General features: G+C 69.4%; 10 protein-coding genes. 7 read left to right on the top strand and 3 right to left on the bottom strand.

All coding sequences use genetic code 11. From position 1 onward, the window contains the following. The first annotated feature begins 41 nt into the window (after positions 1–41). The 4 genes from FSYMDG_RS02090 to FSYMDG_RS25615 all read left to right on the top strand — a co-directional run bounded on the left by FSYMDG_RS02090 (position 42) and on the right by FSYMDG_RS25615 (position 4,599). A complete protein-coding gene (locus tag FSYMDG_RS02090) occupies positions 42–1,022 on the top strand; it encodes an iron ABC transporter substrate-binding protein (protein WP_050803657.1) in 981 nt (326 codons plus the stop codon). Between the two features lie 41 nt (positions 1,023–1,063). Continuing rightward, on the top strand, positions 1,064–2,686 hold the full coding sequence (locus FSYMDG_RS02085) for an ABC transporter permease (protein WP_013871973.1): 1,623 nt from the start codon (positions 1,064–1,066) through the stop codon (positions 2,684–2,686). Next, positions 2,683–3,726: an ABC transporter ATP-binding protein gene (locus tag FSYMDG_RS02080; RefSeq protein WP_013871972.1), complete on the top strand. Its 1,044-nt coding sequence runs from the start codon at positions 2,683–2,685 to the stop codon at positions 3,724–3,726. Before FSYMDG_RS02085 ends, FSYMDG_RS02080 begins: the two co-directional genes overlap by 4 nt. 540 nt (positions 3,727–4,266) lie before the next feature. Beyond that, positions 4,267–4,599 (top strand): hypothetical protein, encoded by a 333-nt coding sequence (locus FSYMDG_RS25615; RefSeq protein ID WP_157490961.1) that lies wholly within the window; start codon positions 4,267–4,269, stop codon positions 4,597–4,599. A gap of 133 nt (positions 4,600–4,732) precedes the next feature. Here FSYMDG_RS25615 and FSYMDG_RS02070 read toward each other — a convergent pair whose 3' ends face one another. Next, positions 4,733–6,391 (bottom strand): glycosyltransferase family 2 protein, encoded by a 1,659-nt coding sequence (locus FSYMDG_RS02070; protein ID WP_013871970.1) that lies wholly within the window; start codon positions 6,389–6,391, stop codon positions 4,733–4,735. Between the two features lie 1,131 nt (positions 6,392–7,522). Here FSYMDG_RS02070 and FSYMDG_RS02065 point away from each other — a divergent pair. The 3 genes from FSYMDG_RS02065 to FSYMDG_RS02055 all read left to right on the top strand — a co-directional run bounded on the left by FSYMDG_RS02065 (position 7,523) and on the right by FSYMDG_RS02055 (position 11,203). Further along, a complete protein-coding gene (locus tag FSYMDG_RS02065) occupies positions 7,523–8,494 on the top strand; it encodes a hydrogenase (RefSeq protein WP_013871969.1) in 972 nt (323 codons plus the stop codon). A 181-nt stretch (positions 8,495–8,675) separates the two neighbouring features. Continuing rightward, positions 8,676–10,283, top strand: a complete 1,608-nt coding sequence (locus tag FSYMDG_RS02060; protein ID WP_013871968.1) for a nickel-dependent hydrogenase large subunit — start codon at positions 8,676–8,678, stop codon at positions 10,281–10,283. Positions 10,284–10,312: 29 nt separating this feature from the next. Then, positions 10,313–11,203, top strand: a complete 891-nt coding sequence (locus FSYMDG_RS02055) for a NifU family protein (RefSeq protein ID WP_013871967.1) — start codon at positions 10,313–10,315, stop codon at positions 11,201–11,203. Positions 11,204–11,280: 77 nt separating this feature from the next. Here the strand turns inward: FSYMDG_RS02055 and FSYMDG_RS02050 are convergent, their stop codons facing one another. Beyond that, the gene (locus tag FSYMDG_RS02050; RefSeq protein WP_013871966.1) at positions 11,281–11,562 is read right to left on the bottom strand and encodes an FDXHR family putative zinc-binding protein; all 282 of its coding nucleotides are present in this window, start codon (positions 11,560–11,562) and stop codon (positions 11,281–11,283) included. Positions 11,563–12,335: 773 nt separating this feature from the next. Further along, entirely contained in the window at positions 12,336–12,635 is a 300-nt protein-coding gene (gene fdxB, locus FSYMDG_RS02045) for a ferredoxin III, nif-specific (protein WP_013871965.1), read from the bottom strand. Positions 12,636–13,471 lie beyond the last annotated feature (836 nt).

Genomic DNA, 13,471 nt, shown 5'->3' with positions numbered 1-13,471 from the left:
TGGTGCACGTGCGGCTCGCCGGGCGGATCGCAACACTGGCGATGGGAGTTGTTCTGACCGCGGCGGCCACGGCGTGCGGCGGCTCGGAAGACGCCAGCACCATCACCCTGTACAACGCCCAGCATGAGGACCTGATCAAGGTCATGGTGGACGGTTTCACCAGGGAGACCGGCATCAAGGTCAACATCCGGTCCGGTAAGGACTCCGAGCTCGCGAACCAGCTCGTACAGGAGGGCGATGCCTCACCCGCCGACGTGTTCGTCACGGAGAACTCGCCGGCGATGAGCCTGGTCGACGCTCACGGCCGCTTCGTCAAGATCGACGATGCCACCCTGGCTCAGGTTCCGGCGCAGTTCGTGCCATCCAGCCGTAACTGGACCGGGTTCGCCGCCCGCGCGACCGTCCTGGCGTACAACAAGCGGCAGCTGGCCCCGGACCAACTGCCCGCCTCACTGATGGATCTCCAGCAGCCCCAGTGGCAGGGCAAGTTCGGCGTGGCGGCCGCAGGCGCGGACTTCCAGGCGATCGTCAGCGCGGTGCTGGTGAGCAAGGGGGAGGTGGCGACAGGAACCTGGCTCGCCGCTCTGAAGACGAACGCGAAGATCTACGCGAACAACCGGGCAGTACTCAAGGCCGTCAACACCGGGGAGGTTCAAGCGGGCGTCCTGTACCACTACTACTGGTACAAGGACCGCGCCGAGTCCGCCGCGAGCAGCAACAACACCGAGCTGAAGTTCTTCGGCGGCAAAGATCCAGGAGCGTTCCTGAGCGTGTCGGGCGCAGGGGTGCTCAGGACAAGCAAGAAGCAGGACAAGGCGCAGCAGCTCGTCCGTTACCTCACCGGCAGAGCAGGCCAGCAGATCCTGGCTGACAGCAATGCCCTGGAGTACCCGATCGCCAGCGGTGTCCCGGCGAACGCGAAGCTCAAGCCGTTGAGCGAACTGGATCCACCGGTGATCGACGTCGCCAGCCTCAACGGCCCCAAGGTCGTCGAGCTCATGCGCAACGCCAGTCTGCTCTAGACCGGCGTCCGGACGACCGACATCCACCGGACACGGCCCACGTGACTATCAGCACTCCCGCGCTCCCGGGCTCCGATCCTGTGCTCCCTGACCCCGGCACCAGCGACGTGCCGTCCCGGCGCCGTCGGCGCGGCGCCCCGTGCCCCGCGCTCTCGCAGTTGCCAATGCTCACTACGGCGCTGCTGGTCGCGCTCCTCGCGGCGATGCCGTTGCTTTTCGTGGTGGACACGGCGGCCGAGGTGGGCTGGGCGGAGGCCGTTGATCTGATCGTCCGCCCGCGCACCGGAGAGCTGTTGTGGAACACGGCCCGGCTCGCGGTGTGCTGCATGCTCTTGTGTGCCGTGCTGGGCACCGGCACGGCCTGGTTGGTGGAGCGATCCTCGCTGCCGGGTCGCACGGTGTTCCACGTCATGCTCGTGGCTCCGCTCGCGATTCCGGCGTTCGTCAACAGCTACGCCTGGGTCTCTCTGATCCCCTCGGCCGCGGGCTTCGGCGGCGCGCTGCTGATTGTGACCCTGTCCTACTTCCCCTTCGTGTACCTCCCGGTCGCCGCAACCCTGCGCGGCCTCGACCCGGCCCACGAGGAGACCGCCCGCTCGCTGGGCCACGGCGGATTCCAGATCTTCGTGCGGACCGTCCTGCCCCAGCTGCGGCCCGCTGTCCTGGGCGGCTCACTACTGGTCGGGCTGCATCTACTCGCCGAGTTCGGCGCGCTGCAGATGCTGCGGTTCCCCACCTTCACCACGGCCATCTACGACCAGTACCAGTCCACGTTCAACGCGCCCGCGGCCAACATGCTGGCTGGGGTCCTGGTGGCGTGCTGCCTGATCCTGCTACTGGCCGAACTGACCCTGCGCGGCCACGCCCACTATGCGCGGGTCGGCACGGGCCTGGCACGCCCCGCCGAGCGCACCCGGCTGGGCCCGGTGACGCTGCCCGCGGCCGCCGGGCTGTCCGCCTTGGCCGTGCTGGCACTCGGTGTTCCGCTGGCGAGCCTCGGCCGCTGGTTGGCGCAGGGCGCCTCATCCGGACTCGACGTCGACCAGATCGTGACCACGACCGGAACGTCGCTCGGGCTCGGCGCGCTCGGCGCGCTGGTCACCACGGCGGCGGCGGTGCCCGTGGCCTGGCTGTACGTGCGCAGGCGAAGCCGGTTGTCGACCGCCTTGGAGCGCGTCACCTACATCGGCAGCGCGCTGCCGGGCATCGTGGTGGCGCTGGCCCTGGTCACGGGCGCTGTCCGCCTGGTGCCCGGCCTGTACCAGACCACCGGCGTGCTCGTAGCCGCCTACCTGATCCTGTTCCTGCCACGCGCCATGGTGAACGTGCGCGCGACCCTCGCGCAGACGCCGCCGGTCCTCGACGACGTCGCGCACTCGCTCGGCGCGGGAAGGCTCGCCACGCTCCGCCGGGTCACGCTGCCGCTGATCGCGCCGGGGCTGGGCGCGGGCGCGGCGCTGGTGTTCCTCGCCGTGGTAACGGAACTGACCGCGACCCTGCTGCTCGCACCCACCGGCACCCAGACCCTGGCCACCCAGTTCTGGAGCCATAGCGACAGCCTCGCCTACGGCGCCGCCGCGCCCTACGCGGCGCTGATGGTGCTGATCTCCGCGCCCGCAGCCTACCTACTGACCCGGCAGACGCGGAGGGAGTCGACGGTATGACCGCGCTCACCATCACCGGCGTGACGAAATCCTACGGCGACACCCCCGTGCTGCAGGCCGTCGACCTCCATGTGCCCAACGGCAGCCTGACAGCAGTGCTCGGCCCGTCCGGGTGCGGGAAGACGACCCTGCTGCGGGTCATCGCGGGCTTCGCCGATCCGGACGGTGGCACCGTCGCCTTCGGCGACGAGATCGTGTTCCGGCCGGGCAGATCCACCAAGGCCCAACACCGCAAAGTCGGGTACGTGCCGCAGGAAGGGGCGCTGTTCCCACACCTCACCGTGACCGCGAACATCACCTTCGGTCTACCGCGTACGCAGCGAAAGCAAGGGGGGCGTGTCGCCGAACTGCTCGAGCTGGTCGGCCTCGCCGCAGGGCTCTCCGACCGCTACCCGCACGAGCTCTCCGGTGGCCAGCAGCAGCGGGTGGCCCTGGCCCGGGCGCTGGCGCCGCGACCCGCGGTGGTGCTGCTCGACGAGCCGTTCAGCGCGCTGGACGCCGGACTTCGGGAGGTCACTCGTCGCGGAGTCACCCGGGCCCTGCGCGCCGCGGGAACGACGGCGGTCCTGGTCACCCACGACCAGGCCGAAGCCCTCTCCCTCGCCGACCAGGTCGGTGTGATGCGAGAGGGGAGGCTGGTTCAGCTCGACGCCCCCGCGACCGTCTACAGCCGGCCGCGCGACGTCGGCGTCGCCGGTTTCGTCGGCGACGCCGTGCTCCTGCCCGCGACCGTCCATGACGGGCAGGCGCGGTGCGCGCTCGGCACCATCCCGGTCGCCGACTCCGGGCACGCGGGCGACGCTCAGGTGCTAATTCGCCCCGAACAGCTCCGGATCGACACTACTGACCGTCCCGACGGCGTGACGGCCCGGGTACGCGAGATCCACTATTACGGCCACGACGCCACCGTCTGGCTCGACCTGCTGCCCGCGGGCCCGTCCGTCGTCGTCAGAGTCGTCGGCCAACTCCTGCCCGACCCCCACACCGACGTACAGCTCATCGTGTCCGGCAACGCCGTCACCTACCCGGTGACGAGATGACGACGCCCACCAGCAACGCTGTGCCGGCTGGGTTAGCCCCGCCCTGCTGTCGGCGGGATGACGCTGGCGGGGTGGTGGCGGCCGGGCAGGGGCTGTTTCGCGGGATGTCGGTGCCATCCGGGGCCTCTTTTCGATCGGTCGACAGGGGGGTGTCGGATGTGTTAAATGCATCGGATGCGCCAAGTCGGGTAGAGGTGTTCCATGGTTCGACACCGGAGGGGTCCGGCAACACAGCGCTCTCGGAGCGTCACCTACGCCGCGCTGGACACACGTCCCGCTGCTCACGCGGCGCGTGCCGTGCGTCCGAGCGTCCCTCAGCTTCTGTTCGCCGCGACCACGGTGGCGGCTGTCATCGCCATGCCCTCCGACGTGTTGGCCGGTTCGACGTCGACGCTGTCCGACGCGCCAGCCGCGGCTGGCCCCGCCGCCACGAGCCCCGTCGCCGGGAGCCCGGCAGCCGTCGGTCCGGGGGCCACGGAGCAGACGGCCACGGAGGCCACGGGTTCAGTGGCTGCCGCCGGGCCGGCGCGGCAACCGGCCGTGATCACAGCGGTTCAGCGGGACGAGTCGTCCGTGGACGAGCAGATCGCGCAGGCGGTGCGCACCAGCCCGCTGCTGGGCGAGGTCCCGCCGGGGAGCGTCGAGGTGACCGACGTCCACGTGTCCACGGTCGACCCGGCCGTCGCGACCGCCCGTGTCATACCGACCGGCGGCGAGACCGACCCCGCCACCGCGCTGCTGCGCCACAGCACTCCCCCGAGTCCCCGCTGGGCCCTGGCCGAACTGGGAACGGCCGGCGTCGGCTGCGACACGCTGAACCCAGCGGTACGCGACGATCTCGGCCTCCCCTGCGAGGACCAGCCCGCATCCTGACCAGCCGCGCCCCCGAAAGCACCGCACCACGGCAACGAGGGAACAAGTGGTTGCTGCAGCAGCCGTTTGTTCCCTCGTTGCCGTAACCAGCGTGGGGGCGTGGGGAGCCGTGTTGGTCAGGGGGCGTGGCCGGTCAGTGGGCGAACGTCCAGGCTGACAGGATGGTGATGGCCAGGATGATCGTTCCGCTGATCGGAGTCTGCCAGCGCTCGACCGCGGCACGCCGCTCGCTGACCGACGACAGTGGACCGGCCAGGGCCACGAGCAGGATCCCGGCCCACGCCAGCGCGAACACCGGACGGTCCGCCCGGGTGTCGAACGCGTAGAAGACGATTGAGAACACGAGCACGGCCGCGAGCATGATCTGCGGCAGCACGAGCAGCGACACCTTCGGCTGGAACGCCTTCTCGGTGGTGCCGGACGAGCGGGGCCGGTATCCGGACACGACGCGCGCGAGCGCGAGCAGATAGATCGGGGAGTTGAACAGCACGCTCGACACTGTGCGGGGCGCGGCCCGCGCCCCCGCGTATGCGGCGATGAAGAGCAGGGTGGCGGCGAAGTAGGGCAGCCCGAACAGCAGATACTCCTGCTGGGAGCCCGTGGAGGCGAGCTGGGAGCGCGGGACGATGGACAGCACCGGCCCCAGCGCGAAGACCACCTGAACGGACGCCAGCAGCGGGCTGAGACTGGTGTGCAGGTAGTGCGCCCGCTGCCAGCGGGTCAGACCTGGTTTGACCAGTGGGTTGTCGAACAACAGCAGCCGGGTGCTGTCCATCGCCCAGCGCAGCCGCTGTTTGGCGTAGACGGCTGCCGTCGCCGGTGCCGTCCCGATCGATATAGGGACGGGATGATAGACGCTGGACCAGCCATGAGAATGCAGTTCGTATGACGTCTGGACGTCTTCTACTATGTTCCATTCGCTGAATCCGCCGACTGATTCCAGTGCGGACCGCCGGTAGAGCGTCCCGTTTCCGCAGGAGAACGCCGCGTTGTCCCGATCCTTCGCCGGCTGCAGAGAGCGATAGAACATGCTTTCGGCGTTGTTCAGGACGTCGAGACGACCGGTGTCGAAACGCTGGGCGGTGCAGACGAAACCGACGTCGGGGTCACGCAGATAACCGACCACCTGCTCCCCGAGGTCCGGGACCACCAGGTGGTCCGCGTCGAGGGTGAGAATCGCGCCACCGCTGGTGCGGGCCAGCGCGTGGTTGAGGTTACCGGCTTTCCCCGGCGTACCGTCGACCCGGGTGAAGCAGGGCACCCCGAGCCGGACGGCGAGCGCGTCGATCTCCCGCCAGTCCTTCCGGCCGGCGATACGGCCGTCGTTGAGGACGTACGTCTGGTGCGGGTAGTCGATGGCGATGGCGAAACGCAGGGTCCGCTCGACCATGGCAGCGGGCTCGCCGCACACCGTCACGAACACGTCCAGGGTGCCCACCGGTGGTGGGGCCTGCCGGGGCGCGCCTGGCCGCAGCCGGCCCGTCATCACCGCCGTCCACCCGACGGCCAGGTAGGTGACCAGCTCAGCGGCATAGAACAGGTAGCCGATCGCGCTGGTGCCGCCGAGTGTGGCCGTCCGCCGGGCCAGGTAGATCGCGCCGAGCGCGATGACGAGCAGGCCTGCCACCCGCCCCGCCCGGCCACTGACCGCCACTGCCCCAGCCCCGCCCGCCGCGGTGGCCGGGCGTGCGCGCGAGGGTACATCCGCTGGCTGCCGGGGCCTGGGCACCAGCGGCACGAGATCGCCGTCAACCGGCGCGGCAGCACCGGACGGTGCTGTGTCGCGAGCCATGTCTACCACCTTTCGAAAAATCAACCTGTTCGGCGACCATCCACACGAATGTGTCTGGGACGTGTCCGGGAAAGCTTTCAATCAATGCGCTTCTCCCGGCTGGTGACAGCCGACCGACATGAGGACATCGCAAACGTTCGACCTCGATGATTACAGCAGCACACGTCCGCCGTGACACAGGGTGAAAATCGGTGCTTCTTTCCTGAACGGCGGCCCCGGGCCGTATCAGGCCCGTCCGTCACCAGCCACCGGTAATGTCACTGGTAATATGATTGTTCGCCCGCCGAAAACAGCGTGAAACGCCCGTTCGGTACGCCGTGCCGGCCGCTTCGGTAGCGTTCCTCCCAGGACGCGACGCGCCACGGTCGCCACTCCGGATGAATTCCGGTGGCCCACACGGACGCCGGTGGAAGTGTCCACCGCGATATCAAACCGGGCGCCACGGGAGCCACGGACGAAAATGTCCAGAAACTGACTGCCGAACCAGCGCCCGCGGCGCGGCGGACACCCCCTGGGCCGATTCCAGCGGGCGCCACGGCCCATCAGGCAGGCTCTACACGAGCGACAGGTCTGTGACAGGCCTGTCGCTGGCCTGTCACAGACCTCTGTCGACGACACGCTGGAAGGCCCGGCCCGCGCCGCCATCGGGCCCGCGTGAGCATGGCCACGATCATGACGTGGTCGGGCCATGCGGGCGGGCGCTCGGTCCACGCCACCGTCGGGCTGTCGCCGGGGCGCCGGCGATCCGGGCACCGGGCCCACCGAAGCTCTGGGATCGGCATCGCCGCTCCGGTCGGGAACCGGAACCGGACGCGAAAACGCGGTCCTCCGACCACCCACTCACCCGGACAGCCGATAAATGATCATTACGTGATGGCGGTCATACGTCCAGGTTCTGGCAAGGGCGGGCCGTCGACACCATGGGATCATGGCGATGGAGCCGCGGTGGCGCGATCGCCTTTCTTCCGCGCTCGGGGCTGCTCACCGCCGGCTCGGAAACCGACCGGAAAGCCGGACTCGGCCTGGCCCGATCAGCGGCCAGGCCGAGTCGGGTCGCGGCAGGCCCCGTCCCCGGACCACCCGGGGGAACGATCATGTAACCCCGCCCGGGGTTACCCGAGAGGAGGACCGATGCCGTCCGTGCTGTGGCTGCATGGAGGGGCGTGCGGCGGGAACACCATGTCCTTCCTGAACGCCGACGAGCCGAACGTCGTCGACCTCGTCACCAGCTTCGGGCTCGAGCTGCTCTGGCATCCCTCCCTCGCCCTGGAGTCGGGGACTCACGCGCGGAAGCTGCTGCGGGCCTGCGCCAGCGGCGAGACACCGGTGGACGTCCTGGTGTTCGAGGGCTCTGTGATCGAGGGGCCGGAGGGCACCGGCCGCTACGACATGTTCGCCGACCGTCCCATGAAGGACTGGGTGATCGACCTGGCGGGAACGGCCCGGACCGTGGTCGCGGTCGGGGACTGCGCCTGCTGGGGCGGGATCGCGGCGACGGCGCCCAACCCGACCTCCTCGACCGGCCTGCAGTTCCACAAGCGCGAGCGCGGCGGCTTCCTCGGCGCGGAGTTCCGCTCGCGCGGCGGGCTGCCGGTAGTCAACATCCCGGGCTGCCCGGCCCATCCGGACTGGATCTCCCAGATCCTCGTCGCGCTGGCGACCGGCCGGGCCGCCGACATCGACCTGGACGAGCTCCAGCGGCCGCGGACGTTCTTCACCAGCTTCACACACACCGGATGCACCCGGACGGAGTTCTTCGAGTACAAGCAGTCCACCACCACGTTCGGGGAGGGCACCCGCACGGGCTGCCTGTTCTACGAGCTCGGCTGCCGCGGCCCGATGACCCACTCGCCGTGCAACCGCATCCTGTGGAACGGCCAGTCGTCCAAGACCCGCGCGGGCGTGCCGTGCATCGGGTGCACCGAGCCGGAGTTCCCGTTCTTCGACCTTGAGCCGGGGACGGTCTTCCAGACCCGCAAGGCCGTCGGCGTCATCCCCCGGGAGATCCCGGAGGGCACCCGTCACCTCACCTACCTGGCCCAGTCCGCGATCGCGAAGATCGCCGCCCCGGACTGGTCGAAGAAGGACACGTTCGTCGTCTGACGACCTGCCCCGCTCCGCCTGCCCCGTTGCCTGCCCCCGTTGCCCGCCCCGGCTTCCCGTCACAGGCGGGAGCCATGCCGGCTGGAACGCCCACCGCCGGGCCGAACCATGCCAGCCGAAGTGGACGGACGCCGGCTGGACGCCGCCGAACGCAAGCGCGCCGAATGGAAGAAGGACACCGATGACCACCGTCGATCTCAACGTCAGCCCGATGGGCCGGGTCGAGGGCGATCTGGACGTCCGAGTGGCGGTCAGCGACGGCGTGGTGACCTCCGCCTGGACCCAGGCGGCGATGTTCCGGGGCTTCGAGATCATCCTTCGGGGCAAGGACCCCCGGGCCGGCCTGATCGTGACCCCACGCATCTGCGGCATCTGCGGTGGCAGCCACCTGTACAAGGCCGCGTATGCCCTGGACGTGGCGTGGGGCACCCGGATACCGCCCAACGCCACGCTGGTCCGCAACATCGCGCAGGCGTGCGAGACGTTGCAGAGCATCCCGCGCTACTTCTACGCGCTGTTCGCGATCGACCTGACGAACAGGAAGTACGCGCGCTCGCCGCTCTACGACGAGGCCGTCCGGCGGTTCGCCCCGTACACCGGCACCAGCTACGCCCCGGGGGTCGTCCTGTCCGGCAAGCCGACCGAGGTGTACGCGATCCTCGGCGGGCAGTGGCCGCATTCCAGCTTCATGGTGCCCGGGGGTGTCATGGGCGCCCCCACCCTCTCCGACGTCACCCGGTCGATCGCCATCCTGGAACACTGGAAGCACAACTGGCTGGAGAAGTACTGGCTCGGCTGCTCGGTCGAGCGCTGGCTGGCCAACCGCACCTGGGACGACGTGCTCGCCTGGGTCGAGGAGAACGACTCCCAGCACGACAGCGACTGCGGCTTCTTCATCCGCTACAGCCGTGACATCGGCCTGGACACCTACGGCGGCGGGGTCGGCAACTACCTGGCCACCGGCACCTACTTCCACCCCGATCTCTACGCGGAGCCGACCATCGAGGGGCGCAACGCCGCCCTGATCGCCCGCTCGGGGATCTGTTCCAACGGCGAGTTCTTCACCTTCGACCAGAGGTGGATCCGCGAGGACGTCACCCACTCCTTCTACGAGGGGACGCAGGCCCGCCACCCGTTCGACGGCGAGACCCGGCCGCTCGACCCGCAGCGAGGGCGTGAACAGGGCAAGTACAGCTGGGCGAAAGCGCCGCGCTACCACCTGTCGGGACAGGGATACGTCCCGATGGAGGCCGGCCCACTGGCCCGCCGGATAGTCGCCGGCGCCCCCGGCGCCGCCGCCCACCAGGACGACGACCCGCTGTTCACCGACATCATCGCCCGGATCGGGCCGTCGGTGCTGGTCCGCCAGCTCGCCCGGATGCACGAGGCCGCCAGGTACTACCAGTGGACGCGGCAGTGGCTCGACCAGCTCGACCTGCGGGAGAGCTTCTACACCAAACCGGCCGAGCCCGCCGAGGGCCGCGGTTTCGGGGCCACCGAGGCCGCCCGCGGGTCGCTGGCCGACTGGATCGTCATCGAGGACGGAAAGATCGCGAACTACCAGGTGGTCACGCCGACCGCGTGGAACATCGGCCCGCGGGACGGCTCGCAGACGCCCGGCCCGATCGAGCAGGCCCTGGTCGGTACACCGGTCGCCGACGCCGAGGACCCGGTGGAACTCGGGCATGTGGCCCGCAGCTTCGACTCCTGCCTGGTGTGCACCGTGCACGCCTACGACGGGCGGACCGGCCGGGAACTCAGCAAGTTCGTGATCAACGGTGCGGTCTGACCCGGGGGAGACGGACAAGGAGCCCAGCGATGAGTGACGCCCGGCCGACCGGGCCGACGTGGAACGAACCCGGCCCCGGCCTCGAGGCGCTGTCAGAGGCCCTCGACGAGGCGGCGACCGGCGTCCGGGAGCTGGAGCCGGCGGCCCGGCGGCGGGCCGAGCAACTGCGGCACGCCGTCGAGGCTCTGCACGGCAGCGGGATCAACGCGATCGTCCGCCGGCTGCGCGAGGATCCCCGCGGCCGGGAGCTGCTGTTCGAGCTCGCGGACGATCCCGTGGTGCGCCTGCTCTTCTCCGTGCACGGGATCCTCCAGCCCACGCCGGTGACCGAGTCGCTGCGCGCGCTGGAGAAGGTCCGCCCGTACCTGCGGGCGCACGGCGGGGACGCGGAGCTGGTCCGGGTGGACGGGGACACCGCGTTCTTGCGGGTCAGCGGCACCTGCAACAGCCGTGCGCTGGCTGGGGTCACACTGCGTGAAGTCGTCAAGGAGGCTCTGATCGGCGGTGTCGGGTCGATCGCGCGCGTGGTGATGCTGGCGGGTGACCCGCCCCCGACGCTGATCCCGCTGGGCCCGGTGCGTAACCGCGACGGCGGGTGGGTGGCGGTCGGGACGGCGGTAGGCCTCGGCGAGCGGCCGATCACGGCGCTGCATCTCGAGCGGGCCGACGGCGTCAAGGCCGACATCGTGGTCATCAGCCTCGACGGCCAGCTCATCGCCTATCGCGACATCTGCGCCCACCAGGGCCTGCCGATCAACGTGGCGCAGCTCGATCCGGCCACGGGCACTCTCACCTGTCCGCGGCACGGATTCTGTTACGACGCGCGCTCCGGCGCCTGTCTGAACTCCCCGGGCGCGCAGCTGACGCAGCTGCCCCTGCGGGTGGACAACGGCCAGGTGTGGATACGGGTCGACGCATGACGGCCGGCCACGCGGCACGATCACGCGGGGGCTGTCCGGGCCGCCGGTCCCGGCCATCGCTCCCCGGCCCTCGACGGTCAGCCGGCCTGGCGGATCCCGGAGTGATGCGGCGCCCTCAGGATCTTTCCTGGGGCGCGCTCGCCAGCGGCCACCCAGTATCCGCCGTCAAGGCGTAGGCCCACCTGCGCGGGCGGGACGCACCGGCCGTCGACGCGGTGGGCGTCGAACCCGGTGCCCACTCCCGCGAAGGTCTCGTGGCAGCCCGGGCAATGGGCGGCGGTCAACGCCGTCCACTGCACGTCGCATCGCCCACAGCCCAGCAGAATCGGGCGATCGTAGTCGACGTCCCGGCCAGCCAATGGCTCGCTCCTCACGCATGTCCGAGCTCTCGCCCTCCGCAACCATGGTTCTTCCGCCCATGTGTCGCGGCGAACGCCGCTCCCCTGCGCTCACCGTCACAGTGCCGCAGACACGCAGACTATCGGTGTATCCACCGCGTTTCGTCCTGTCCCCTCCTCGAAGCTCGTCCAACAGGTCAACGGCAGCGCGAAAACCATGATCTGTTGATCTTTGGTTGTTACTGATGGATTCTGGCTGCCGGTCACGCGAAAAACCATGATCGTACGGTCCCCGGTCGGCCGCGGAGACACAGATAGGCGCACAGTACCGGAGGTGGCACCACCCGCGACCGATACGCCGACCAGAAGATCCGGATCAGGACCCGCGCACCGCCGCTGACCGGTTTGTCGGCGCCTACCGAGGGTCGTGACGTCGTCGTGTCGCGCCACCTGGCCAGTGGGCAGCCGTTGGCCTGGTGGTACCAGAATAGTCCCGGGTTGCGCCGGCGGGCCCGGGGACGACGCGGCAGCCCTTCGCCGGCGCATCTTCGACGTTCGAGACCGCTGTCGCGCTCGGACGTCAGAAATCCGGAAAATCCAGGAGGACCGGGAGAGCCGGGAGCCAATATGGGAGACCCGGATCGGAGGATCCGGGTTCCCGGGCGCCGTCCGGAGCGGGTCGAATGATCCTCGTGTTCCGGCCGGCGGGCGGTCCGGCGTCACCGCGGGAGCCAGCCGGGACACAACCGTACGAAACGGAAACGGCGGAACGGCGGAACAGAAATACCGGTGAGTCAGGCCACCTCGGCCGGCGCGTAGGTCTGGCAGCGCGGACCGCACACCCGGATGCAGGCATTGCAGCCAATGCACTGGCCGGCGGCATCGATGATCATTATCTTGCGCTCGATGTCCTCGTCGTCGTCGAAGGGATCGACCAGTTCACCCTCGTCGTTCACACCCATCAGCCGGAGCACACCCTGGGCGCAGACCTTGTAGCAGCGACCACAGCCGATACATTTCTTCCCGTCCAACGCCACGATGTACTGAGGTACCCAGGGAGTACCGTCGCGGGTGGCGAACTTCACATGACTCATTCCCAATCTCCTCGGTCCAGAACGATCAGATGGCGCGCTTCACGCCTCTTGGCGGGTCCGTACGGCCGAGCCGCCGGCAGCGCGGAAAACATGACCACGCCACCTTCGGCCCGCTACGCAGCGGCGTCCGATGCGCCATATACACGACCTGTCCGAGGAACCGCCCGTGGACGGGAAGCACGGAAGTCGCCCAGGGGCACCTACGACGCCTACAGATCCATCTTGGCGTGGGTCCCGCGGGCGGACACCGTACAAGTACGGAGGTACCTCACCAAACGGCATCTCGGCCTCGGCCATGTGGACGGACGGCCACTTGACCAGGAGGCGACGGAACTCTTCACGACCGAGGCCCCGGGCTGTCCGGACGCGCCCGCACGCGCCCACCGGCGGCGGTGGGGCGGCGGGGCTCGGGCGGGGGACGGCATCGGCACCGACAAAATGTGACGCGCCCACATCCATATCCACCCGGCCGACGTGTCCACCCCGCCGGCCATCGCGGACGACCCGCCGGTCGAACCACAATCCCTCGACTGTCTTCCAGGAGCGATACAAAGTAAACGGGCTGTTCCAGCCGGCGTGCGCAGGCCTCTTCGGCCGAGGCCCGCGGAGCTGAACGCAGCGCGCCGGGACGGGAGGTGGCGGAACGACGCGGCCCGGCACACCACCGCCTTGTCGGACGGCGCTGGCGGGATCGTTCCCGGGCCGGCCGGGGAACCGGGCAGGACGCCGACCAGAACATACTGCCAACAGCATATGAAAACATAACGACACCAAAATACCAACCGAATATGAACTGGCGCACGAAAGCGGCGGAGGGTCCGAAGAAACACCACCGG

It is taken from the genome of Candidatus Protofrankia datiscae (genome assembly GCF_000177615.2).
Lineage (GTDB): Bacteria > Actinomycetota > Actinomycetes > Frankiales > Frankiaceae > Protofrankia > Protofrankia coriariae.
This window is presented reverse-complemented; position numbering and strand designations above follow the sequence as displayed.

Coding starts and splice junctions, on each gene's coding strand:
- FSYMDG_RS02080 (WP_013871972.1), top strand. CDS start 2,683: ATGACCGCGCTCACCATCACCGGCGTGACGAAATCCTACGGCGACACC.
- fdxB (WP_013871965.1), bottom strand. CDS start 12,635: ATGAGTCATGTGAAGTTCGCCACCCGCGACGGTACTCCCTGGGTACCT.
- FSYMDG_RS02090 (WP_050803657.1), top strand. CDS start 42: ATGGGAGTTGTTCTGACCGCGGCGGCCACGGCGTGCGGCGGCTCGGAA.
- FSYMDG_RS02065 (WP_013871969.1), top strand. CDS start 7,523: ATGCCGTCCGTGCTGTGGCTGCATGGAGGGGCGTGCGGCGGGAACACC.
- FSYMDG_RS02055 (WP_013871967.1), top strand. CDS start 10,313: ATGAGTGACGCCCGGCCGACCGGGCCGACGTGGAACGAACCCGGCCCC.
- FSYMDG_RS02070 (WP_013871970.1), bottom strand. CDS start 6,391: ATGGCTCGCGACACAGCACCGTCCGGTGCTGCCGCGCCGGTTGACGGC.
- FSYMDG_RS02060 (WP_013871968.1), top strand. CDS start 8,676: ATGACCACCGTCGATCTCAACGTCAGCCCGATGGGCCGGGTCGAGGGC.